A 24559-nucleotide genomic window follows, 5' to 3' on the forward strand; every position below is an offset into this window, starting at 1 on the left:
GATAATCCTATGAAAAATGATTACTTTTCACATCTTTCTGACGCTGATAACTGGCGTCAGAAATCAAATGAACAGGAAATGCCTTCTGATGATGTGGCATTTTTGAAGTATCGCTTGAATCAAATTAGTGATACTCGTGATTTTAATGATGACAGAAAGCAACAACCTACCTATCCAGACATTGAGCGTGTAGCAATCCAACCTCAAATTTGGAATAAACCTTTCAAAGCCAAATCCAAGCCAAATAAAAGCTTCATTGCCACTATTCGGCGTTTGATCATGTTTTTGTTGATTGCCATTCAAACTTATTTAGGCACAAATTATTTATCTTCTTTGCTACCCTATCAAAGTTGGGACAAAATTAATTTTATGGCTAATTGGCAGCTAAACCCTGAACTGGCAATTTATAACGTGATTCCCTATATTATTCAAGGAATTATAATAGTCCTGTTTGCTATCTTGTTTTGTTGGATCTCAATTGGTTTTTGGACAAGTATTATGGGATTAATTTTGGCGGTCATAGGTAAAGATCGATTCACCATACCGATTCCAACCGATCCTGCATCTCATATTGACAATACGCATCGCACTGCTTTAGTTATGCCAATTTGTAATGAAGATGTGGCACGTGTTTTTGCCGGATTAGAAGCGACTTATCAATCACTCGTCGAAACTGGTCAAGCCGCATGTTGTGACTTTTATATTTTGAGTGATACCAATGATCCCGATCTATATGTCAATGAACTGAAAGCTTGGGCTGATTTTAACGCCAAAAAAGCCGATAACGGCTGTCAGATTTTTTATCGTCACCGCAAACGCCGCGTAAAACGTAAAAGTGGTAACATTGATGATTTTTGTCGTCGTTGGGGTCATTTATATGAATATATGATGATTCTTGATGCAGACAGTATTATGACTGGCGACTGTATTTTAAAAATGATTGCCATGATGGAAATGACACCTAATGCAGGTATTTTGCAATCCCCTCCGAAGTCAGTCAGAATGAAAACGCTCTATGGGCGTATTCAACAATTCGCTAATCAAATATATAGTGATATATTTTGTTCAGGTACTCACTTTTGGCAATTGGGTGAAGCACAATATTGGGGACATAATGCGATGATTCGTTTAAAACCCTTTATTGAACACTGTATTTTATCACCTTTACAAAAACGTAAAGGGCCTCTTCATATATTGTCACACGATCTTGTAGAAGCGACATTAATGCGACGAGCTGGTTATGGAGTTTGGATTGCTTATAATCTTAATGGTAGCTATGAAGAGCTTCCTGGCAACATGATTGAAGATCTTAAACGAGATAATCGCTGGTGTATGGGGAATTTAATCAATTTAAGATTAATCTTTAAAAGTGGAATTACCTTTACCCATCGCATTATGTTTTTGACCAGTGGTATGGCTTATATTTCGTCACTTTTATGGTTGGTCTTTTTAATCTTTTCTACACTACTATTATTGGTATTTAATATTTCAGAACCACAATATTTTTACCAATCCAATCAATTTTATCCTACTTGGCCAAAATGGGATGAACAGTTAGCAATAAGACTATTATCGACAACGTTAGTATTATTATTTGCACCCAAATTTTTTAGCTACGGTATTATCATTGCCAAAACCAGAGCAAAGGACGTGGGTGGAATTGTTAAATTAACCTTATCTATCCTTATTGAAATGATATGGTCGATGATTTTAGCCCCTATCCGCATGATATTTCATAGTAAATTTGTGGTAAAAGCATGGTTAGGTAGTAAAATCCAGTGGAAATCCCCTTCCAGAAATGATGACGCATTAACATGGGGCGAGTCATTCTATTTTTGCTGGCCACTATCAATATTAGGCATTATTTGGTTAGCGATAATAATTTGGCTCAACCCACAATTTACCTATTGGTACATTGCAATCCTGATACCGTTAACTATTTCTCCATTGGTTATTCGCATTTCGGGTCTTTCCAGTGTGGGAATCAAAGCTCAAAAAGCAGGCTTATTTTTAACCCCTGAAGAAACGCATCCAACTCGTGCCGTCACATTGACAGACGATTATTTACAACAAACCGAGGCTGCTTTTGTGCAACATGGCTTTATTATGGCACTTATTGATCCGGTTTATAATGCGCTGGCATGTGCCTTATCGACTTCACGTCATTTAGCGAATGAGAAAAATCAATTAGTACGTGACGAATTAGTTCATCACTATTTACACACAGATCTTGAAAAAATTAGTAAAGAACAACAATTAGCAATTTTAGAAGATCCTTTCATCCTTTCTCAATTGCATCGCCATATTTGGCTGCAACAAGAAAAATACGACAATTTGTTCCAATTATGGCAAAATGAGCGTCAATAGTAATTTATAGGGCTTTAGCCCTATTTCTTTTTATAAATTATCAACCCTCATGGATTTTTTTATGACTTGGCAACCTTCTGCATCTATCAATAACCTTCTTAAGCGCGCAAAAATCGTTTCTCAAGTAAGACAATTTTTTGCTGACCGATGTATTTTAGAAGTTGAAACTCCAACTTTAAGCCAATATGCTGTCACGGATGTGCATTTAAGTTCCTTTGATACCACTTTTTATAAACCAGGCGAATTTGAGCCATCTCAAGGTCAAAAAATGACGCTCATTACCAGTCCTGAATACCATATGAAACGCTTACTGGCTGCGGGCAGTGGCCCTATCTATCAAATCTGTAAATCCTTTCGTAATCATGAAGAAGTGAGTCGAATTCACAATCCTGAGTTTACTATGCTTGAATGGTATCGAATTCAATTTGATATGATGCAAATGATCAACGAAGTCGACGATCTATTACAATACGTCTTAGATTGTGAGCCTGCTGAAAGGATTTCATACCAAAAAGCTTTTCAACGTCATTTAAATATTGATCCGCTCGAAGCAGATCATCAAACATTAATTACTGCCGCAAATCAACTCAATATGGGTATAAAAACTGAAGATTATGATCGAGATTCATTATTACAGTGCTTGTTTACCTTAGGCGTTGAACCGCATATCGGGAAAGATAGACCCATTGCTGTCTTTAATTTTCCTGCTTCTCAAGCAGCATTAGCCACTATCAGTTCCGAAGATCATCGTGTTGCAAGTCGTTTTGAGTTTTATTATAAAGGTGTAGAACTTGCCAATGGATTCAAAGAACTGACAAATGCGCAAGAACAAAAGCTACGATTTGAACAAAATAATCTGGATCGCACAAAATTAAACTTACCACAACAAAATATTGATGTTGAATTATTAGCGGCAATGGAAGCAGGATTACCCGATTGTGCAGGCGTTGCGGTAGGATTAGATCGCCTAATCATGCTAGCGCTTGAGTCACAAAGCTTAGCGGATGTGGTGTCATTTACTTTTGAAAGGGCTTAATTATGCTTGCTGCGTTGGGATTAATTGATTGGATTGCCATTGTTTTTGGTTGTGTATCCTTAATTTTATTGATAATTGTTTTTAAGAACCAATTAACCAGCCATAATCTCAAACAATTATTCGATATTCAATTATCACAGAAAAAAGAGGAATTGCAGACTCTCGTTAAACAAATCATGCAGTTAGAAAATGAGCTTAATGCGTATCGACAACAACACGTTACCCAAAATATGAAAATTAGCGAGCTGAAAACTCGCTTAGAAGAAACGCTTAATTCTGCGCATGAACGTCAAACTATTCTTGAACAAAGCGAGCAACGCCTTACAACGCAATTTGAAAACTTAGCTAATCGTATATTTGAACACAGTGGTAAAAAAATTGAACAACAAAATAAACAGAGTTTAGATTTTTTATTGTCACCACTGAAAGACCAGTTAGAAGGCTTTAAAAAACAAGTTCAAGATAGTTTTGGTCAAGAAGCGAAAGAGCGTCATACACTGACACACGAAATTCGTAATTTGCAGCAACTCAATGAACTTATGACTAAAGAGGCGATTAATCTTACCAATGCCTTGAAAGGAAATAATAAAACTCAAGGGAATTGGGGGGAATTTATCCTCAGTCAAATTTTGGATAATTCTGGATTACGTTTAGGTTATGAATATGAAACACAAGTAAATCTAACCAATGACGATAATCGACGATTACAGCCTGATGTCATTGTGCATTTACCTCAAGGTGGTGATGTTGTGATTGATTCAAAAGTCACCCTTGTTGCTTATGAGCGCTATTTTAATGGCGAAGATGACGTCATCAAAGCTAAAGCCATGTCAGACCACCTGATAGCTGTCCGTAATCATCTTAAACAACTTAGCCAAAAAGACTACCATAAACTTATCGGTATTAATTCGTTAGATTATATTCTGATGTTTATCCCTGTCGAACCCGCTTTTTTATGTGCTATAGATCAGGATCCCTCATTAATCAATGACGCATTAAAAAATAATATTATGATAGTCAGTCCAACCACGCTTTTAGTGGCACTGCGAACTATTCATAATTTATGGCGATTTGAATATCAAAATCGCAATGCCGAATTAATTGCCGATAGAGCAAGTAAACTCTATGATAAAGTCCGTGGTTTTGTTGAGGATATGGAAAATTTGGGTAACTGTTTAGACAAAGCACAACAAACTTTTCAAAATTCAATGAATAAATTGGCTAAAGGTCGAGGTAACGTCATTGGTCAAATTGAAAAATTTCGTGAATTAGGCGTTGAGGTTAAAAAACCAATCGATCCTGATCTTGCTTTAGTGTCTCTAGATGAATTGGAGCAGAAAGAAGAAACTATTTCAAATCAGACACGATAAATAGGTATTGTATTGATCTTGAAGAACGTCAGGCATTAAAAATCGCTAAATGCTAGAATATACAGATAAAGTGTCATTCACCATTCTTAAAATAACGTGTATACTCACTGAGTAAAAAGAGGATTACCTTATGCCCAAAAAAACGACTAAAGAACCGAGTTTTGAAGAAACACTAAAACAGCTTGAAACTATCGTCACACATTTAGAAAATGGTGACCTACCCTTAGATGAAGCATTGAATGAATTTGAAAAAGGAGTCAAGCTTGCCAGAGCCGGTCAAAAACAGTTAAAGCAAGCAGAGCAACGGATACAAATTTTATTATCTGAAAATAGTGATGCTGAATTGTCAGATTTTTTAGTGGATGATGATGAATAACTTGAAAACGTTGCAAGATCGTATTGATACTTTTTTATCATCGTATTTATCCGAAAAATCAGCATCGACTTTGCAACAAGCTATGCGTTACAGTTTACTTGCTGGTGGTAAGCGAATACGCCCTATTTTGGTCTATTTAACAGGTCAAATGTTTGGTTGTCCACTTGCTAATTTGGACGAACCGGCAGCCGCAATTGAATCAATCCACACCTATTCGCTTATTCATGATGACCTACCTGCTATGGATAATGATGATTTACGGCGAGGTAAGCCTACTTGTCATATTCAATTTAATGAAGCTCAGGCTATCTTAGCCGGAGACGCATTACAATCATTAGCATTTACATTATTAGCTGAAAGCCAATTCATCGATAATCATGCCAAAATTAGGATGATAACCGAGTTGGCACAAGCAAGTGGTTTAGATGGGATGTGTTTAGGACAATCACTTGATTTACAAGCTGAACACCAATCGATATCACTTGAGCATTTACAAAAAATTCACTGTTACAAAACAGGCGCTTTGATAAAAGCTGCGATACGCTTAGGCGCCTATGCGAGCGGTAATCAAGCTATCCCTTATTATGCTAATTTAGATAATTATGCAAAGGCAATTGGACTTGCTTTTCAAATTCAAGATGACATTTTAGATATTATTGGCGAACAAGCCATTATGGGAAAACCACAAGGATCAGATATTGCGCATGAAAAAAGTACTTACCCTGCCTTAATGGGATTAAAAAATGCGCAACAGTTGACGCAACAACTTTATCAACAAGCTATCGATAGTGTGAAGCAAATACCTTATAATAGTAAGCCATTACAAGACCTTGCTAGTTATATTATTAATCGTAATAGTTAACACACTCACTCAATAATAAAGATGAATTTAGATAATTATCCGCTATTAAAACAAATTAACTCTCCAACCGATCTTAGGCGCTATCCGCTTTCGCAATTGTCTGCGATTTGTCGTGAGCTTAGGCAATTTTTGTTAACTAGTGTTAGTCAATCCAGTGGACATTTAGCTTCCGGTCTTGGCGTAGTTGAATTAACGGTCGCCCTACATTACGTCTATCATACGCCATTCGATAAAATTATTTGGGATGTTGGACATCAAGCCTATCCGCATAAAATTTTAACGGGTCGCCGTGATCAGATGCTGACTATTCGCCAAAAAGACGGTATACATTCTTTTCCACATCGAGAAGAAAGCGAATATGACGTATTAACAACAGGACATTCTTCAACTTCAATCAGTGCAGCACTAGGTATTGCCATTAGTGAACAAAAAAAACAATCAGGCCAAAAAGTTGCAGCCATTATCGGAGACGGTGCATTAACAGCAGGCATGGCATTTGAAGCAATGAATCATGCAGGTCATATCAAACCCGATATGTTAGTGATTATAAATGATAATGATATGTCCATTTCTGAAAATACCGGAGCATTAAATCAACATTTAACGCAAATTTTATCCAGTAAAGCCTATACTTCTTTTCGAGAAAGTGGCAAACGTGTTCTTTCCAATATTCCGCCATTAAAAGAGTTGGTTAAAAAAACAGAAGAACATTTAAAAGGTTTAATCACCCCTGCCATTTTATTTGAAGAACTGGGTTTTAATTACATTGGCCCCATTGACGGACATGATATTGAAAATTTAGTCACCACACTACAAAGAGTGCGACAATTAAAAGGCCCTCAGTTATTGCATGTCATTACACAAAAAGGAAAAGGCTACGAACCAGCTGAAAAGAATCCGACACTTTGGCATGGTGTACCAAAGTTTGATCCTATTGATGGAACTTTCCCATTAGATAAAAAAATTGCACCGACCTATTCGCAAGTTTTTGGTGAATGGCTGTGTGAAATGGCAGAAAAGGACGAACGCTTGATCGCTATTACCCCCGCAATGAGTGAAGGTTCCGGTATGACTGAATTTGCTAAACGTTATCCCAACCAGTTTTATGATGTGGCTATTGCAGAGCAACATGCGGTAACATTAGCGGCAGGTTTTGCTATTAGTGACTTTAAACCGATTGTGGCAATCTATTCTACTTTTTTACAACGTGCTTATGATCAAGTTATTCATGATATTGCGATACAAAATCTGCCTGTTTTATTTGCGATAGATCGCGCGGGTATCGTGGGTGCAGATGGAGAAACCCATCAAGGAGCATTTGATTTAAGTTTTTTAAGATGTATACCAAATCTAGTCATCATGACACCAAGTGATGAAAATGAGTGCCGTCAAATGCTATATACTGGCTATCTTCATCAAGGTCCTGTCGCAGTACGTTATCCTCGAGGAGAAGGCACAGGAACACCGCTAGCACCTTTAAATTCCATTCCATTAGGTCAATCTAAGATATGTCGAGAAGGCGAAAAAATAGCTTTACTCAATTTTGGCACATTACTCCCTGAAGTTTTACAAGCTGCCGATCAAATTAATGCTACAGTTATTGATATGCGCTTTGTAAAACCATTAGATGAGAAAGTACTTTTGCAGATTAGCCAAACCCATAATATACTAGTCACAATAGAAGAAAATAGTATTAAAGGCGGAGCAGGAAGTAGCATCAATGAATTCCTGTTATCGAAAAAAATAAAATGTGATATTTTAAATATTGGATTACCTGACAGGTTTATTCCACAAGGATCACAAAGTGAAATTAGAGCTGAAATGGGATTAAACTCAGAACATATTATCGATAAAATCAATAAATTTATAAATCAATAGGTAAAATATGGAAACTCAAGCTGTCACTATTCAAATTTTTGGACGAACGTTAAAATTTAATTGTCCAGTTGATGAAGTGGACGCCCTCAATAATGCTGCGAGAGATCTCGATCTACGCTTGACAAATTTACGTGAAAAATCACCACAAGTTGGAAGTGATCAACTAATTATGACGGCTGCACTGAATATCTCTTACGAACTGACTAAAGAAAAAGAAAAAAGTGATCAGTTTAGTGGTCGTTTAAAATTATTACAACAGTTACTTGATTCGGCTTTAAACTCGAACAATGAATCACTCTAATTGTAAATTTAATAAAAATACTATTGTATGATTTTTCAAATTTTGTATTATGTTACCCATCTCTGGGATGTTCGCGATTAAGGGTTAGTCCCCTGAGCCGATATTCTTTACTTTAGAATGATGTGACTTTTAATTGGTGTGTATGCCTTAATGTTAAGGAAACCTAAAAATTAAAACACGTTGTTCACCTTGAACCTTGGGTTCAAGGGTTACGACCCTAACGACATCTTGGAGTTTTCCTTTTCTTCATAAGTGATAACTTAATGAACATCCGACAGATTATTCGCCAAAAAAGGCGTCAATTATCGCCTCATCAACGTCAAATTGCCCAGCAACAAGTTTACCAAAAAATTGCTGATCATACTGCAGTTGGACAAGCCAAGAATATCGCAATATTTCTCTCTTTTGATGGCGAAATTGAAACTAAACCTATTATTGAATATTTATGGCAGCAAAATAAATCTGTCTATTTACCGATAATTCATCCTTTTGTGTCCACTCACTTACTTTTTATTCAATACACGCCTAACAGTCAATTAATCAAAAATAAGTATGGTATCTTAGAACCCGCTTTAAATGTATTAAATGTCATTCCCCATCAAAAATTAGATATTGTTTTCACTCCTTTAGTTGCATTCGATGATCGAGGTTATCGTCTGGGAATGGGGGGCGGATTTTATGATCGTTTGCTAGCTAATTATAAAGCAGACCAAATTTTACCTATTGGTTTAGGTTTTGCCTGCCAAAAAATTCAGCAATTAAGCAACCAACCTTGGGATATCCAATTACCTCAAATCATTTATGCCTGATTCACCTTTACAATTATATTAAAAAAAGTGATTAAAATTTGTATCATTTTAAATTGAATAGTTGTATACTTATTTACGCTTCATTTCTTAACTTTGTTTTTTTAAACAATGGCTATTCAAAAGTAATAATTTGTAAATTACAATCTTTCTTTTTACAGTATGTTATTCATCCTTTTAGTTCTTTTTTGTTTTGTATTATTGTTTCATACTCAAGTCTTAGGGAATAAATATTCTAACTCATGGTGGAATTTTATTTCTTAAGACTTTTTTTTATAATAAAAAGGAGTGTAGCAATGTCAGAAAAAAAAGCCTTAACCACCAACAATGGAGCTCCAATAGCCGATAATCAAAATTCCCGTACTGCTGGCCCTCGAGGCCCTGTATTAATTGATGATTATCAGCTTATTGAGAAACTTGCACAATTTAATCGTGAGAACATTCCTGAAAGACGTGTACATGCTAAGGGTTCGGGTGCACATGGTACATTTACCGTGACTAATGATATCACTCAATATACTTATGCCAGTATTTTTGCCAAAGTAGGCAAACAAACTCCTGTGTTTGTCCGATTTTCAACTGTTGGCGGTGAACGAGGTTCATCCGATACAGCCCGTGATCCTAGAGGATTTTCTGTAAAATTTTATACCGATCAGGGAAACTGGGATATTGTAGGTAACAATACACCGGTATTTTTTATACGTGATGCCCTCAAATTCCCAGATTTTATTCACACCCAAAAACGTGATCCTAAAACCAACTTAAAAGATCCGCAAATGATGTGGGATTTTTGGTCTTTGTCACCGGAGTCACTTCATCAAGTTACCATTTTGTTTTCTGACCGTGGTATTCCTGACGGCTTTAGACATATGCATGGTTTTGGTAGTCATACTTACAGTATTATTAATAAAGATAATGTTCGGACTTGGGTTAAATGGCATTTTAGAACGGAACAAGGTATTAAAAATATCCATCCTAAAAAAGCAGCCGAATTAGATGGTAGCAATCCCGACTCAGCACAAGAAGACTTATTTAATGCAATTGAACGCGGTGACTATCCTAAATGGCGTCTTTATATGCAGGTAATGACAGAAGAACAAGCCAATCATCATCCCGAAAACCCTTTTGATGTGACAAAAGTGTGGTCACAAAAACAGTATCCATTAATTGAAGTGGGCGTAATGGAACTTAATCGTAATCCGGAAAACTATTTTGCTGAAGTTGAACAAGCCGCATTTGAACCAAGTAATGTCGTGCCTGGCACGGGGTTATCGCCAGATAAGATGTTACAGGGGCGAATTTTTGCTTATGCCGATGCACATCGTTATCGTATAGGCACAAACTACCAACAATTACCGATCAATGCCCCAAAATGTCCGGTACACAATTATCAACGTGACGGAGCAATGCGCTTTTATACACCAGATAATGCGCCTAATTATGAGCCAAATAGTGTTGACAGCGCACCTAAACAACAACCACAATATGCTGAACCACCGATGCATGTACCTGCTGGTACAATGGATAGACATGATCATCGTGTTGACGATGATTACTATTCACAGCCACGCGCATTATTCAATTTAATGCGTCCCGATCAAAAACAGCTACTGATTGATAATATTGTCGGTTCAATGAAAAACGTTGATCGTGATATCCAAATTAGACAGCTTAAGCACTTTTATAAAGTCCACCCTGATTATGGTTCAGGTATTGCCAATGGATTAGGAATTGAAATCGATCTTATCAAAAGTTAGTTCACTTTATAACCACAGTGCCGATTTTGCTTAATCGGCACTGTATGGTTAACAAATTTAGCGCTAAGTTAAATAAATAGGCTATTTATTTGTATTTACGCTTATTTTGGCTGACGGACTGAACTAAAATCCATTGTTGATATTTTGATAGATAGATATAAAACCGTTTTGATGACTGTTTGAAGAGATTCTTAGGCAAACAACAAAATATTGTTCAATTTACAGCTTGGTTAGTGATTTAACTAAACCAAGCTTTTTATCCTAGTTAATTATTTATTTTTTTGTCTGACTATCTCAAATAAGCAAACGCCCGTTGCTACCGAGACATTAAGCGAAGACACAATTCCCGCCATTGGAATACTGACCAATTCATCACAATGTTCTTTGGTTAAACGTCGCATTCCTTCCCCTTCTGCGCCCATAACCAGAGCCAATGGAATACTTGTTGATGATTTGTAAAAGTCGGTTTGATAAAGTGTACGTTCGGCTTCTCCAGCCGTGCCCACAATCCACACTTGATACTCATCTTGTAACATTCGCATGGTACGAGCTAAATTGGTTACCCGAACAACAGGGATACTTTCAGCGGCTCCACAAGCCACTTTTTGTGCCGTCGAATTAAGCGGAGCCGAACGATCTTTCGGAACAATAATAAAATTAACCCCTGCTGCGTCTGCTGTTCTGATGCAGGCACCAAGATTATGCGGATCTGTCACGCCATCTAAAATCAAAATAACGGGATTGTGTTGCTGTTCCATCAATAATGGAATATCATTTTCCTGATAACCACGACAAGGTTTTACTACAGCTAAAATACCTTGATGTACACCATTTTTAGATTTGTCATCTAACCACTGGCGGTGGGTTATTTTAACGATTAAACCAAGTTGCTCTATTTCATGCACAAGATTATTAAGACGTTTATCTTCTCGCCCTTTAGCGATATAAACCTCAATAATTCTTTCAGGAGCACGTGTTAATAGTGCTTCGATAGCATGAATACCATAAACTGTTTCACTCATCTATTTTTTACTCTTTACTTTCTTACTTTTAGCCGTTTTACTTGTTGATGTCGATGCGATTTTAGTCGCATTTTTATCTAGCTTCTTACGCTTTCCTTTATTTTTATTTGTCGCTTTCACCTTTTTTTTAACGCTACCACTCACTGCCGATTTTTTGTTTTTACGCTTTTTAGTCGGCGCAACATCCTTAGCATTTTTATCATTTAGCTGTTTAGCCTTAGTTTTTGCGGTTTTGCCTTGCCGCTTAGGCTTATTATTACTACTGACCAAGGCAAAATCAATTTTTCTTTCTTCAGGATTAACATTTTCTACTTTAACACTTACTTTATCACCTAAACGGTAACTGTAATGGGTATTTTCACCAATTAAACGATTTCGAGATGCGTCATAAATATAATAATCATTTTCAAGCGATGAAACATGTACCAAACCGTCTATAAACAGATCATCTAATCTGACAAAAAACCCGAAGTTCACAACACTTGATATGGTACCATTAAAGACTTCACCCACATGATCTTGCATATAATCGCACTTGAGCCAATCAACCACATCACGCACTGCCTCATCGGCTCGACGTTCAGTCAGTGAACAATGTTCGCCAAAATAGAGCATTTCGTTAATGGTATAACGATGCCCGCCTGTCTTACTGGTTTTATGCTGTTCATTGGCTAATATCCACTTAATGGTTCGATGTAACAGTAAATCTGGGTAACGTCGAATTGGCGAGGTAAAATGACCATATTCTTCAAGTGCAAGCCCAAAATGGCCTCGATTTTCTGGATCATAAATCGCTTGTTTCATTGAACGTAAAATAACTGTCTGTAACATATCACTATCAATACGATCTTCAATCGCTAGCATCAACTCAGCAATATCTTTTGATTTTGGATTAACACCGCCACCTAACGATAATCCTAGTTCTTGTAAGATGCTACGCAAGTTATTCATTCGCTCTTCATCAGGACGATCATGAACACGAAACAAAGCAGGTACGTCCGCTTCAATCACCAGTTTTGCTGCTGCAACATTAGCTAAAATCATACACTCTTCAATAATTTTATGTGCATCATTACGTTGTGCTAACTCAATACTTTCGATCCGTTTATCGGCATTGAAAATAAATTTCGGTTCTTCCGATTCAAAACCAATCGCTCCACGCGCAATTCGTGACTTATCCAATACTTTGTATAAGCCATATAGGTTTTCTAAATGTGGCACTAAATCATGGTAATGTTGACGTAGCTCTTTATCACCGTCTAAAATTTTTGCCACTTTCGTGTAAGTCAATCTGGCATGTGAATTCATCACAGCGTCGTAAAATTGATAACCAGTCAAACGACCTTTGTTTGATATGGTCATTTCACAAACTAAACATAGTCTATCTACCTGTGGATTAAGCGAACAAAGTCCATTTGATAACGCCTCTGGCAACATCGGCACGACACGAGAAGGAAAATACACCGATGTACCACGTAAGCAGGCTTCTTTATCAAGTGCTTTATCGGGTCTGACGTAATAACTGACATCGGCTATTGCCACCCATAACCGGTAACCTCCACCACGATTTTTTTGGCAATACACTGCATCATCAAAATCACGTGCATCTTCACCATCAATGGTGACTAAAGGTAGATCTCGTAAATCTTTACGCCCTTTTTTGGCTTTTTCGGGCACTTCATCACCGAATTTACTTACCTCTTTTTCAACAGCTTTAGGAAATTCATATGGGATCTCATGATTACGAAGGGCAATATCTATGGCTAAGTTAGTCCCCATGTTTTCACCAAGGACTTCTTTAATGACACCGACTGCTTTTTGACGACGTTCAGGGCGTTGTTGTAACTCAACAACGACGACCGCTCCCATGCGTACAGTTCGTTTCGGTTTACCAGTGATTAAAATATCAAAATTTAAGCGACTATCATCAGGCACTACAAATCCAACGCCTTGTTCAATAAAGTAGCGACCAACAATTAAATTACTGCGAGGCTCTAAAATACGCACAACACGTGCTTCTGTTTTTCCGCGATATTGATTACTTAGTGGTTGAGCTAAAATTACATCACCTTGTAAGACTTTTTTCATCTGTTCTGGCGACAAAAAGTAATCTTCAGGATTTCCTTCAACACGTAAAAATCCAAAACCATCACGATGTGCAATCACCTTCCCCTTAACCATATCTAACTTTTCAGGAAGTGCATAACATTTACGGCGTGTAAACACGACTTGACCATCGCGTTCCATTGCACGTAAGCGACGATGTAGTGCTTCTTTTTGTTCTTCATTTTTAATAGAAACGGCTTGGGCAATTTTTTCTAAATTAGCAGGCTTCGCCTCTTTGGTTAGGTAATCTAATATTAATTCGCGACTGGCTATCGGAGAATCATATTTTTGTGCTTCTCGTTCATAAAATGGATCGTTTATCATAAGGAATATCCAGAGATCATATTTAATCGGTAGCATAACATAGAGTTATGTAACTTAAAATAAACATTCCTTTTTACTACTAATCTTTATCGATATAATTTACATAGCCAAACAAAACTGAATTATTAACATCAAAACCGAATCTAATTCGGCATTTTTAAGTCCATAAATGATATAAATTCAATCTTTTACTCATCTATTTAGTGTTTTTTCACGCTCAATAGCTCGATAACCGATATCATGACGGTAAAAACAGCCATGCCAATGGATTTTATCAACTTGTTGATAAGCACGTTGCTGAGCGTCCATTACTGAATCGCCTAAAGCGGTGACACAAAGCACACGACCACCGTTAGTTAACACATGCCCTTTTTCAAAACTGGTACCTGCATGGAACACTTTACAATTAGATGTTGATTCGGTAGGTAAACCCATGATTGTATCTTGGGTATTATATTCACCCGGATAACCACCAGCAGCCATAACGACACCTAATGCAGGTCTTCGATCCCAGTTGGATTTAACCGTACTTAATTGACCATTTATCGCCGCCAAACATAACTCAATCAAGTCTGATTGCATACGCATCATAATGGGTTGGGTTTCGGGATCGCCAAAGCGACAATTAAATTCAATCACTTTAGGATTACCCTGTTTATCAATCATCAAGCCTGCATACAAAAAGCCAACATAAACATTGCCTTCTTGAGCCATGCCATTTACAGTTGGATAGATAATTTGTTCCATAACTTTAGTAAACACGTCATCTGTCACAACAGGTGCTGGAGAGTAAGCGCCCATTCCCCCCGTATTTAAACCCGTATCACCGTCACCAACTCGTTTATGATCTTGACTTGTTGCCATTGGCTCGACATGCTTGCCGTCAACCATAACAATAAAACTGGCTTCTTCGCCGGTTAAAAATTCTTCGATAACCACTCGATGACCAGCATCACCAAATGCATTACCCGCTAGCATGTCACGTACAGCATTTTCAGCTTCTTCAAGAGTCATGGCAACAATAACCCCTTTACCGGCAGCTAACCCGTCGGCTTTAATCACAATTGGGGCGCCTTTGTCACGTATATAGGCAATGGCAGGATCAATTTCGGTAAAAGTTTGATATTCAGCAGTGGGGATTTGATGACGCGCTAAAAAATCTTTAGTAAAAGCTTTAGAACCTTCTAGCTGAGCTGCCGATTTAGTTGGTCCAAAAATGTTTAATCCAGCTTTTTTAAAACTATCAACAACACCTAGTACTAATGGGACTTCAGGCCCCACTATGGTTAAATCAATTTGTTGTTGCTGGGCAAAATTAAGTAATCCACTAATATCATTTGCTTTGATATTAATATTTTCTAAATTAGGCTCAAGTGCTGTACCTGCATTACCCGGTGCGACAAAAACTTTTGTAACCAAAGGTGACTGTGCCGCTTTCCATGCTAAAGCATGCTCACGACCACCATTACCAATAACCAATACTTTCATACCCATTCCTTTAATTTGTTCTTAACTGACATTTATATTATACGATCAATGTCTAAAATGACGCATATTAGTAAAAATCATTGCAATATTATGTTCATTAGCAGCTTGAATAACCTCATCATCACGGATAGAACCACCTGGCTGAATGACACAAGTTACCCCTACTTTAGCCGCAGCATCAATGCCGTCTCTGAATGGAAAAAATGCATCAGATGCGACCACACAGCCCGCTACTTCTAAATTTTCATCTTGCGCTTTAATACCGGCTATTTTAGCCGAATAAACACGACTCATTTGTCCTGCTCCAATGCCAATGGTCATGTTATCTTTGGCATAAACAATAGCATTGGATTTAACAAACTTTGCCACTTTCCAGCAAAAGAGTGCATCAGATAGTTCTTTTTTAGTTGGTTGTCGTTTGGTCACCACTGTTAATTGATTTTCGGTGACCATACCTTTGTCATGTTCTTGAACTAACAGTCCACCATTTACTCGTTTAAAATCTAAACGACTATTCGCTGATTGCGACCATTGACCACAAGCTAATACCCGTACATTTTTTTTCGTCTGTATTATGGCAAGCGCATCTTCATTAATTGACGGTGCTATAATCACTTCTACAAATTGGTTTTCTACAATTCTGGTTGCCGTTTTTGCATCTAAAGGACGATTAAAAGCAATAATCCCACCAAAAGCAGACGTTGGATCGGTTTTAAACGCATTTAAGTAAGCATTCAAAAGGGTATCACTTACAGCCACTCCGCAAGGATTAGCGTGTTTGACAATCACACACGCTGGCTCATCAAAGGATTTAACGCATTCAAGTGCGGCATCCGCATCCGCAATATTGTTATAAGAAAGTGCCTTACCTTGTAATTGTTTAGCGGTCGCTATCGATGCCTCATTTATATCTTCATCAATATAAAAAGCCGCTTTTTGATGTGCATTTTCACCATAACGCATATCCTGTTTTTTAATAAATTGAAGATTCAATGTTCGTGGAAATTGTCCAGACACTTTATCGGTTTCACCATAATAAGGTGGCACAAACTGCCCAAAATAGTTGGCAATCATACCATCATATTTTGCTGTGTGTTCAAAAGCTTTAATCGCCAAATTGAAACGATATGAGTAGCTCAGGGAATTGTGTTGCTGATCCATCAATTCAATAATGGCCGCATAATCATTGTAATCAACAACAATAGCGACATCTTGATGATTTTTAGCCGCGGCACGTACCATGGTGGGGCCACCAATATCAATATTTTCAACGGCATCTTCTAAACGGCAATCTGATTTAGCGACGGTGTCAGCAAAGGGATACAAGTTAACCACGACCATATCAATCGGTGCAATTTGATGTTGATGCATCACATCATCATCTAAACCTCGCCGCCCTAAAATTCCACCATGAATTTTAGGATGAAGTGTTTTGACTCTACCCTCCATCATCTCAGGAAATCCGGTATAGTCTGAAACCTCAATGACGGGAATATTGTGTTTCATAAGCAATTTAGCGGTACCGCCCGTAGAAAGAAGTTCAACGTTTCGTTGATGAAGAGCTTGGGCAAATTCGATAATACCGGTTTTGTCAGATACGCTAAGTAAAGCGCGATGAATAGGTCGAAACTGCTGCATGATGGGGCTCCGAAGTTAATACTTTAAATCCAAATCAATTGAATCGGTATTATATAGAAAAGCATCATCGATGTTTAGTGATTAGTTTATATTCTGATAAATTTAATTATATCCTGCAAAGCGAATCTAACATTTTAAGCCTAGCATATGGAGCATTTGAAAATTTCACCTTAAAAAATAGAACAAGCTTTTTTAGTTATAAAAGTGATCTGATTTTTTGTAAAATAAAAAAAATTGTTTGATTGGTAGTAGCTGATAAATTGATAGGTAGCTGGTTTTGATGTGTGAGTATCGCAATAAAATTTATTTGGTTAAAAAATGAGTCATCAATGAAGCGGTATAACCTAAACTAAATTGATAACTCATCAAATAACTAAGCAATGAGGTTTAATCGTCACTATAGCCAAGACTGCGTAATGCACGCTCGTCATCAGCCCAACCCGCTTTGACTTTAACCCATAACTCTAGGTGAACTTTGGTATCAAAAAAAGATTGCATATCTTTACGAGCTTCAATCCCAATTTTTTTGATCTTTTCACCTTTATTGCCAATGACCATTTTCTTTTGACCATCACGTTCGACTAATATCAACCCATTGATTCGATACATGCCTGTACGTTCATCAACTTTAAATTGTTCGATTTCAACGGTTACCGAATAAGGCAATTCATCGCCTAAAAAACGCATTAATTTTTCACGAATGATTTCCGATGCCATGAAACGTTGCGATCGGTCAGTAATGTAATCTTCTGGAAAATGGTGTTCCCCAACCGGTAAATGTTTTTTCACAATATCTTTGATGATATCAATACCTTCACCTTTTTCAGCGCTAATTGGTACGACGTCAAGAAAATTGACTTTTTGACTGATTTCTTGAATATGAGGTAACAATTGGGTTTTATCGGTAACATTATCAATTTTATTGATCACTAATAAGACCGGCGACTTACAATCTTTCAATTTGTTAGCAACCATTTCGTCATCATCGGTCCAGTGCGTACCTTCAACGACAAAAATCACCAACTCTACATCACCAATAGAGCTACTTGCCGCTCGATTCATGAGGCGGTTAATCGCTCTTTTTTCTTCAATATGAAGACCTGGTGTATCGATATAAATTATTTGGTCATTACCTTGAGTATCAATGCCCACAATACGATGACGTGTTGTTTGAGCTTTACGCGAGGTAATAGAAACTTTTTGACCTAATAATTGATTTAATAAAGTTGATTTGCCGACGTTTGGTCGACCTACGATGGCAACGAATCCACAATGTTGTGTTGTTTCTGTCATTTTATACCTAATTGATTGAGTGCTTGTTGAGCAGCAGCTTGTTCGGCTTTACGGCGACTAAGTCCTCGCCCTAAATATTGATGATCATCATTTTCAAGTTTGCATTGAATCAAAAATTCTTGCTCGTGTTTATCACCTGTGACTTCGAGGATCAAATAACAAGGGCGTTCTTGATGTATCCCTTGCAAGTATTCTTGAAGTCTTGTTTTCGCATCTTTTTGTTTCACACCCGGTTTAATTTCTACTAACCGGCTCTGATACCAAGACAATATTAACCGCCTGACATTTTCAATATTACTATCTAAATAGATCGCACCAATAATGGCTTCAACTGCATCAGCGATAATTGATTCCCGACGAAAACCACCGCTTTTTAATTCACCTTGTCCTAAGGTCAGATAATTTCCTAAATTAAATGCTTTGCCTATTTCAGCCAATGTTGTGCCACAAACTAAGCTTGCTCGCATCTGACTTAAATCACCTTCATCTTGCTGTTTAAATCGATGAAAAAGATCGTCTGCAATGGCAAAGCTTAAAATAGAATCGCCTAGAAACTCTAGGCGTTCGTTATGTCGTTTATTCGCACTTCGATGAGTTAAGGCTAATTCAAGTAACGAAAGGTTTTGAAACTGATAGCCAATCGACTGTTGCAATGATTTTAAATTTTTAATACTCATGGCGACTAGTGTATGCCTCCAATACGGCTAAAGCGAATCCCCGTAGGCCATTCATCGGGTTGTTTTTCAAAGCTAATCCATATTGCTGTCGCTTTACCAACGAAGTTTGATTCAGGCACAAATCCAAAATAACGGCTGTCGCCACTGTTATCACGATTATCACCCATCATAAAGTAATTGCCTTCCGGTACAACCCAAGTCGCAAGCGGTAGTCCATTTTGATGGAAGAAGTATTCAGGTTTTTCAATTATGTTTTCCGTTGTTAAAATATCGTGTGGTTCATCACCTAGTGTTTCTTGCTGTATGTTTATATTTAATGATTCGACAGAGTTTGAATCAGCAATACCTTTTTCTTTATACTGTTCTAAAGTATAAAAATTAGGCCCTGATTTGAATTGCTGATAAACTTGTTTCCAATTACTTAATTTTGGTTCACTGTAATGTAAATCCAGTGGTTGCGTTTTTTGCCCTACACAGTTGGTATCACTACTTTGGCAAGCAGGATAAATAAAGAGTTTTTTGTCTTGAACTGAGTAAACAATTTTATCACCAGGCAATCCAACTACACGCTTAATTAAATCAATTTTTGAACCATCTGGGTGTTTAAAAACGGCAACATCTCCGCGTTTAGGGTGCCCTGTCGATATAATGACCGTATTAGTAATGGGATCACGCAATCCATAAGAATATTTCTGAACAGCAATAAAATCACCAATCAAAAGTGTCTGCATCATCGAACCAGACGGAATCTGAAACGGTTCATATAGAAACGAGCGGATGAAAAATACAACAAAAAGAACAGGGAAAAATGAGGCTAAATTTTCTACCCAGCCTTTTGGTTTACCGACTTGAGCAAGCACTTTTCCATCGATTTCACCATTGCATTGTTTACGGACTTCCTCAACTTTACGCTGTCTTGCAGGCTTCCAGCGGTATTTTTCTAAAAACCAAAAGATACCTGTTATCAATGTTGCTATTGTTAATATGATGGCGAATGTATTAGCCATTTTTTTTCCTCTTTTACTGGTTAATCTTTACCGACATGTAAAATAGCTAAAAACGCTTCTTGTGGTAATTCAACATTACCCACTTGTTTCATGCGTTTTTTACCCTCTTTTTGTTTTTGTAAAAGTTTTTTCTTACGACTAACATCACCACCATAACATTTTGCTAATACATTTTTACGTAATTGCTTAACGGTCGAACGCGCAATGATATGATTTCCGATTGCTGCTTGAATAGCAATATCAAATTGTTGACGTGGAATTAAATCTTTCATTTTTTCAACTAATTCGCGACCACGGTAAGGTGCATTGTCCTTATGAGTGATTAACGCTAACGCATCGACACGTTCTCCGTTAATAAGTACATCTAACCTAACCATATCGGCAACTTGGAAACGTTTGAAACTATAATCCAATGAAGCATAACCACGAGAAGTTGACTTTAATTTATCAAAGAAATCTAAGACCACTTCAGTCATAGGGATTTCATAGGTTAACGCCACCTGATTTCCATGATAAACCATGTGCGTTTGTACCCCACGCTTTTCAACACAAAGTGTAATAACATTGCCAAGATAAGTCTGCGGTACCAAAATGTTACACTCAGCAATAGGCTCACGCAATTCTTGAATATTGTTAACAGCAGGTAGTTTAGCAGGGCTATCAACATAGATTATCTCGTTTGAGGTTGTCAGCACTTCATAAACTACCGTTGGCGCTGTCGTAATCAAATCTAAGTTGTATTCACGTTCTAATCGCTCTTGAATGATTTCCATGTGTAATAATCCAAGGAAACCACAACGGAAACCAAACCCTAATGCACCTGAGTTTTCTGGCTCATAAAATAGCGATGCATCATTTAGGCTTAATTTTCCAAGTGCATCACGAAAAGCTTCATAATCATCCGAACTGGTCGGGAATAACCCGGCATAAACCTGTGGTTTTACTTTTTTGAACCCCGGTAAAGGATTTTCTGCCGGTGTTTTAGCAGAAGTTAATGTATCACCAACAGGAGCCCCTAAAATATCTTTAATTGCACAGACAACCCAACCGACTTCACCACATTGTAAACAGGTTTTGTCGACTTGTTTTGGGGTAAATATTCCAAGGCGATCAACATTGTAAGTCATTCCAGTGCTCATCACTTTGATTTTATCCCCTTTCTTTAGTTCACCATTTTTAATGCGAATTAAAGACACAACACCAAGATAATTATCAAACCATGAGTCAATTATCAATGCTTGCAAAGGTGCATTTGAATCACCTTCAGGTGGCGGAATATCATTAACCAATTGTTCGAGTACATCAATAACCCCCACACCTGTTTTTGCAGAACAGCGAACAGCATTAGAGGCATCAATACCGACAATATCTTCGATTTCTTCTGCCACACGTTCCGGCTCAGCTGCTGGCAAATCAATTTTATTAAGTACTGGGACAACTTCAAGATTCATATCTAAAGCGGTATAACAGTTTGCTAAAGTTTGTGCTTCAACGCCTTGACCTGCATCAACCACTAACAGTGCCCCTTCACAAGCCGCTAACGATCGTGATACTTCGTAAGAAAAGTCAACATGACCGGGAGTGTCAATAAAATTAAGCTGATATGTCTCACCATTTTTTGCATGATAATCGAGAGTAACACTTTGTGCTTTAATTGTTATACCACGTTCACGTTCAAGATCCATTGAATCTAAAACTTGTGCTGCCATTTCACGATCAGACAGGCCTCCACAAATTTGTATGATGCGGTCTGAAAGTGTAGATTTACCATGGTCAATATGAGCAATAATTGAAAAATTGCGGATATTTTTATTCATATCAATAAATTATATTTTGTATTTTAGTTGTAAACAATTAACTATTTAAATACCGAATAGTGATAAACAGTATCTCATAATAATTATAAAGCTAGAAAGAGTAGCATTTTACACATTTATCACTGCTAAGCATAGCGTTATCGAGAAGTTAACCACTATTTCTCAATAATATTTTGTGCAATACGTTCTATAGTTGTTCGCGGTAGATTACCAATAATGATAATATTCTTTTTAGCAATATTGGTTGAAAAAATAGTTCGTCCACCTTGTTGGATAAACTGATTAGCCTGATTTGCTTCTTCGGAAGAAACATTGACCGTAAATGAAAATACGCCATCTGAAAAAAGCTTTGTGGCTATATCTGAATTATAAAAATTGACATTATATGCTGCCACTTCTTTAAATCCTTTAGGTAGCCATGCTAATCGCCATGAATCAAGTACGTTTTCTTGTTTTTCAATAGATAATAAGATAGGGTAGCTTCGAGTTTCGATGTATTCCTTTACTGCTTTTTTATCAAAATTTACGTCGAGATCGACCACTTTAACTTGGCTAATAATTTCGCTATGTTGATCTAATAGATCTATACGAATCGGTAGGTTAATTTCATCATCAACCCAAATAACATAGCTATAACGATCTTTATCTTTTGCGACCATTTTAACCAATTGTACACTACGATTTGCTGTCCGTGTTTTACCTAATAAAGTAAAATCATATATATTGGTAAGTTCATTAAAATCGTTATATATGATATCAGGGAAAGCCTCAACAATTCGTGAACTGCTTATCGAAAAAGACTCGCTATCCGGTTGAAAGTAGCTAATGACGTTTTCATGCAAAATAATTTCTCTCGCAGCACCTTCAAGATAAAGTAACAACGCTTTAACATCTTTTTTATTTTCCGCACCTAAATGCGTATATTCATAGGTAGTAACGTATTGATTTTTATCTTGTGATAAGAAGTGAATTTGATAATCTTGAGTTTGCACAGCCTTGCTCATTTTATTAAGCAAAGCGACAGGATCATTATTTTCATTAGCTTGAATTGATAGGGACATTAACAGAAAAAACAGACTAGCAAATAAATAGCTACTCTGTTTTATCATTGTTAGGAAATTTGAATAAAATTTTAATTTCATTTCGGATTACTGAGCATTTAACCTTTTTTGCAGTTCATAATCTTGTACAAGTAATCTGATTTTATCATATTGTCTTTTTTCTAGAAGTTGCTGATCATTTTGTTGCTGTAGTCCTCCAACAGGCGCAACATTGACACCTACAGGGATGGTATTTAAAGTTGGGATATTACTATCACTATCAGATTGACGTTGTTGATATTGTACACCCGCAATAATCGCTAAAGTAACGCAAGCAGCAAGACCAACTTGACTGACTTTTGCCATGACGTCTTTGAGACGAATCCAAATAAGATTTTGTTTATTTGGTAGCGATATTTCATCCTGATTAGGTTGATCGGTTAATTTGTTATAGATATCTTCTTTAGCAATGGCTTTTGCAACTTGTTTAGAAATATCCAAAGTTAATGCGCTACTATGCAAATCACCACGCATTGCTTCTCTAGCAATATGATAGCGATGCCAACATGATTGAAGGCTTTCATCATTTGATATTTCATCAATGAAATAATCACTTGTAAACTCGCCATCCATAAGCAATGAAAGTTGCTCTTTCTGTTCAATTCGCATAGTAGATACCTTAAATTTATGACTACTCATTATCATTTTGTATTCAACCAATTAATGGTTTTATTTTTTCATCAATCGCATCTCTTGCTCTAAAAATGCGTGATCTCACTGTTCCAACCGGCGTATCCATAATTTCTGCAATCTCCTCATAACTTAAACCATCAATTTCACGTAATGTAATTGCTATTCTTAAATCATCAGGAAGCGCATCAATTGCTTCAAATACGGCTTTTTTAACTTCATCAGAAAGCGCTAAATTTTCGGGGTTATCAAGATCCCTGAGCGAATCAGCTCCTTCATAACTTTCCGCCTCGCTTGCATCAATATCCGATGAAGGTGGTCTTCGACCTTGAGACGTTAAATAATTCTTTGCTGTGTTAACCGCTATGCGGTATAACCATGTGTAAAAAACACTTTCCCCTTTAAATAAGCTTAACGAACGATAAGCTTTAATAAAGGTTTCTTGTACAACATCTGGCACTTCAGAAGAAAGTACATAACGAGAAACCAAGTGAGACAATTTATTTTGATAACGAACCACAAGTAAATTGAACGCATTTTTATCTCCGTTTAATACACGGTCAACTAAAACTTGGTCTGTTACTTGCTCCCCCATTAAAGGCCATTCCTCATTATGTTAATAACTGTTGCTCGGCCAAAACGCTGCACTCACACAGTTAGATTCTTAAATTAAAAAAAAGTTCCATTATTTTAATAGAAATTTT

20 protein-coding genes and 1 other RNA gene are annotated in these 24559 nt (G+C 37.0%); 10 read left to right on the plus strand and 11 right to left on the minus strand.

Annotation, left to right across the window (positions count from 1 at the left end):
* Positions 1 to 9: 9 nt before the first annotated feature.
* The 10 genes from mdoH (at position 10) to A9G10_RS10765 (ending at position 10753) form a co-directional block, all read left to right on the plus strand.
* On the plus strand, positions 10 to 2367 hold the full coding sequence (gene mdoH / locus A9G10_RS10720; protein ID WP_065559554.1) for a glucans biosynthesis glucosyltransferase MdoH: 2358 nt from the start codon (positions 10 to 12) through the stop codon (positions 2365 to 2367).
* Positions 2368 to 2428: 61 nt separating this feature from the next.
* Positions 2429 to 3403 (plus strand): elongation factor P--(R)-beta-lysine ligase, encoded by a 975-nt coding sequence (gene epmA / locus A9G10_RS10725; RefSeq protein ID WP_218837401.1) that lies wholly within the window; start codon positions 2429 to 2431, stop codon positions 3401 to 3403.
* A 2-nt stretch (positions 3404 to 3405) separates the two neighbouring features.
* Entirely contained in the window at positions 3406 to 4773 is a 1368-nt protein-coding gene (gene rmuC, locus A9G10_RS10730) for a DNA recombination protein RmuC (protein WP_065559556.1), read from the plus strand.
* A gap of 130 nt (positions 4774 to 4903) precedes the next feature.
* The gene (gene xseB, locus A9G10_RS10735; RefSeq protein WP_065559557.1) at positions 4904 to 5149 is read left to right on the plus strand and encodes an exodeoxyribonuclease VII small subunit; all 246 of its coding nucleotides are present in this window, start codon (positions 4904 to 4906) and stop codon (positions 5147 to 5149) included.
* Entirely contained in the window at positions 5139 to 6011 is an 873-nt protein-coding gene (gene ispA, locus A9G10_RS10740; RefSeq protein ID WP_081299194.1) for a (2E,6E)-farnesyl diphosphate synthase, read from the plus strand. The genes xseB and ispA overlap by 11 nt, the downstream gene beginning before the upstream one ends.
* A 21-nt stretch (positions 6012 to 6032) precedes the next feature.
* Entirely contained in the window at positions 6033 to 7889 is a 1857-nt protein-coding gene (dxs, locus tag A9G10_RS10745; protein WP_143426005.1) for a 1-deoxy-D-xylulose-5-phosphate synthase, read from the plus strand.
* Positions 7890 to 7896: 7 nt separating this feature from the next.
* A complete protein-coding gene (gene zapA, locus A9G10_RS10750; protein WP_065559560.1) occupies positions 7897 to 8190 on the plus strand; it encodes a cell division protein ZapA in 294 nt (97 codons plus the stop codon).
* A 56-nt stretch (positions 8191 to 8246) separates the two neighbouring features.
* Positions 8247 to 8429: non-coding RNA, 6S RNA (gene ssrS, locus A9G10_RS10755), on the plus strand.
* A 24-nt stretch (positions 8430 to 8453) separates the two neighbouring features.
* Positions 8454 to 8999: a 5-formyltetrahydrofolate cyclo-ligase gene (locus A9G10_RS10760; RefSeq protein WP_065559561.1), complete on the plus strand. Its 546-nt coding sequence runs from the start codon at positions 8454 to 8456 to the stop codon at positions 8997 to 8999.
* A 293-nt stretch (positions 9000 to 9292) separates the two neighbouring features.
* Positions 9293 to 10753, plus strand: a complete 1461-nt coding sequence (locus A9G10_RS10765) for a catalase (protein WP_065559562.1) — start codon at positions 9293 to 9295, stop codon at positions 10751 to 10753.
* A gap of 269 nt (positions 10754 to 11022) precedes the next feature.
* Here A9G10_RS10765 and rlmB read toward each other — a convergent pair whose 3' ends face one another.
* From rlmB to rpoE, 11 genes are all read right to left on the minus strand, one after another.
* Positions 11023 to 11775 (minus strand): 23S rRNA (guanosine(2251)-2'-O)-methyltransferase RlmB, encoded by a 753-nt coding sequence (gene rlmB, locus A9G10_RS10770; protein WP_065559563.1) that lies wholly within the window; start codon positions 11773 to 11775, stop codon positions 11023 to 11025.
* Positions 11776 to 14205, minus strand: a complete 2430-nt coding sequence (gene rnr, locus A9G10_RS10775; RefSeq protein ID WP_065559564.1) for a ribonuclease R — start codon at positions 14203 to 14205, stop codon at positions 11776 to 11778. It lies immediately after the preceding gene.
* Between the two features lie 192 nt (positions 14206 to 14397).
* The gene (gene purD, locus A9G10_RS10780; protein ID WP_065559565.1) at positions 14398 to 15693 is read right to left on the minus strand and encodes a phosphoribosylamine--glycine ligase; all 1296 of its coding nucleotides are present in this window, start codon (positions 15691 to 15693) and stop codon (positions 14398 to 14400) included.
* A gap of 45 nt (positions 15694 to 15738) precedes the next feature.
* Entirely contained in the window at positions 15739 to 17331 is a 1593-nt protein-coding gene (purH, locus tag A9G10_RS10785; RefSeq protein ID WP_065559566.1) for a bifunctional phosphoribosylaminoimidazolecarboxamide formyltransferase/IMP cyclohydrolase, read from the minus strand.
* Positions 17332 to 17718: 387 nt separating this feature from the next.
* Positions 17719 to 18624 (minus strand): GTPase Era, encoded by a 906-nt coding sequence (era, locus tag A9G10_RS10790; protein WP_065559567.1) that lies wholly within the window; start codon positions 18622 to 18624, stop codon positions 17719 to 17721.
* Positions 18621 to 19301 carry a ribonuclease III gene (gene rnc, locus A9G10_RS10795; RefSeq protein ID WP_065559568.1) on the minus strand — a complete coding sequence of 227 codons (681 nt, stop codon included), beginning with the start codon at positions 19299 to 19301 and terminating at the stop codon, positions 18621 to 18623. The genes era and rnc overlap by 4 nt, the downstream gene beginning before the upstream one ends.
* Before the next feature lie 5 nt (positions 19302 to 19306).
* Positions 19307 to 20308, minus strand: a complete 1002-nt coding sequence (lepB, locus tag A9G10_RS10800) for a signal peptidase I (protein ID WP_065559569.1) — start codon at positions 20306 to 20308, stop codon at positions 19307 to 19309.
* A 20-nt stretch (positions 20309 to 20328) separates the two neighbouring features.
* The gene (gene lepA, locus A9G10_RS10805; RefSeq protein WP_065559570.1) at positions 20329 to 22125 is read right to left on the minus strand and encodes a translation elongation factor 4; all 1797 of its coding nucleotides are present in this window, start codon (positions 22123 to 22125) and stop codon (positions 20329 to 20331) included.
* 155 nt (positions 22126 to 22280) lie between these two features.
* Complete coding sequence (locus tag A9G10_RS10810) at positions 22281 to 23267, minus strand: MucB/RseB C-terminal domain-containing protein (RefSeq protein WP_065559571.1); 987 nt, start codon at positions 23265 to 23267, stop codon at positions 22281 to 22283.
* A gap of 6 nt (positions 23268 to 23273) precedes the next feature.
* Positions 23274 to 23834 (minus strand): RseA family anti-sigma factor, encoded by a 561-nt coding sequence (locus A9G10_RS10815; RefSeq protein WP_065559572.1) that lies wholly within the window; start codon positions 23832 to 23834, stop codon positions 23274 to 23276.
* A gap of 43 nt (positions 23835 to 23877) precedes the next feature.
* The gene (gene rpoE / locus A9G10_RS10820; protein WP_065559573.1) at positions 23878 to 24450 is read right to left on the minus strand and encodes an RNA polymerase sigma factor RpoE; all 573 of its coding nucleotides are present in this window, start codon (positions 24448 to 24450) and stop codon (positions 23878 to 23880) included.
* Positions 24451 to 24559 lie beyond the last annotated feature (109 nt).

Origin of the sequence: Gilliamella sp. wkB308 (genome assembly GCF_001690185.1) — a bacterium.
Taxonomy (GTDB): domain Bacteria; phylum Pseudomonadota; class Gammaproteobacteria; order Enterobacterales; family Orbaceae; genus Gilliamella; species Gilliamella apicola_I.

Coding starts and splice junctions, on each gene's coding strand:
- mdoH (WP_065559554.1), top strand. CDS start 10: ATGAAAAATGATTACTTTTCACATCTTTCTGACGCTGATAACTGGCGT.
- epmA (WP_218837401.1), top strand. CDS start 2,429: ATGACTTGGCAACCTTCTGCATCTATCAATAACCTTCTTAAGCGCGCA.
- rmuC (WP_065559556.1), top strand. CDS start 3,406: ATGCTTGCTGCGTTGGGATTAATTGATTGGATTGCCATTGTTTTTGGT.
- xseB (WP_065559557.1), top strand. CDS start 4,904: ATGCCCAAAAAAACGACTAAAGAACCGAGTTTTGAAGAAACACTAAAA.
- ispA (WP_081299194.1), top strand. CDS start 5,139: ATGATGAATAACTTGAAAACGTTGCAAGATCGTATTGATACTTTTTTA.
- dxs (WP_143426005.1), top strand. CDS start 6,033: ATGAATTTAGATAATTATCCGCTATTAAAACAAATTAACTCTCCAACC.
- zapA (WP_065559560.1), top strand. CDS start 7,897: ATGGAAACTCAAGCTGTCACTATTCAAATTTTTGGACGAACGTTAAAA.
- A9G10_RS10760 (WP_065559561.1), top strand. CDS start 8,454: ATGAACATCCGACAGATTATTCGCCAAAAAAGGCGTCAATTATCGCCT.
- A9G10_RS10765 (WP_065559562.1), top strand. CDS start 9,293: ATGTCAGAAAAAAAAGCCTTAACCACCAACAATGGAGCTCCAATAGCC.
- rlmB (WP_065559563.1), bottom strand. CDS start 11,775: ATGAGTGAAACAGTTTATGGTATTCATGCTATCGAAGCACTATTAACA.
- rnr (WP_065559564.1), bottom strand. CDS start 14,205: ATGATAAACGATCCATTTTATGAACGAGAAGCACAAAAATATGATTCT.
- purD (WP_065559565.1), bottom strand. CDS start 15,693: ATGAAAGTATTGGTTATTGGTAATGGTGGTCGTGAGCATGCTTTAGCA.
- purH (WP_065559566.1), bottom strand. CDS start 17,331: ATGCAGCAGTTTCGACCTATTCATCGCGCTTTACTTAGCGTATCTGAC.
- era (WP_065559567.1), bottom strand. CDS start 18,624: ATGACAGAAACAACACAACATTGTGGATTCGTTGCCATCGTAGGTCGA.
- rnc (WP_065559568.1), bottom strand. CDS start 19,301: ATGAGTATTAAAAATTTAAAATCATTGCAACAGTCGATTGGCTATCAG.
- lepB (WP_065559569.1), bottom strand. CDS start 20,308: ATGGCTAATACATTCGCCATCATATTAACAATAGCAACATTGATAACA.
- lepA (WP_065559570.1), bottom strand. CDS start 22,125: ATGAATAAAAATATCCGCAATTTTTCAATTATTGCTCATATTGACCAT.
- A9G10_RS10810 (WP_065559571.1), bottom strand. CDS start 23,267: ATGAAATTAAAATTTTATTCAAATTTCCTAACAATGATAAAACAGAGT.
- A9G10_RS10815 (WP_065559572.1), bottom strand. CDS start 23,834: ATGCGAATTGAACAGAAAGAGCAACTTTCATTGCTTATGGATGGCGAG.
- rpoE (WP_065559573.1), bottom strand. CDS start 24,450: ATGGGGGAGCAAGTAACAGACCAAGTTTTAGTTGACCGTGTATTAAAC.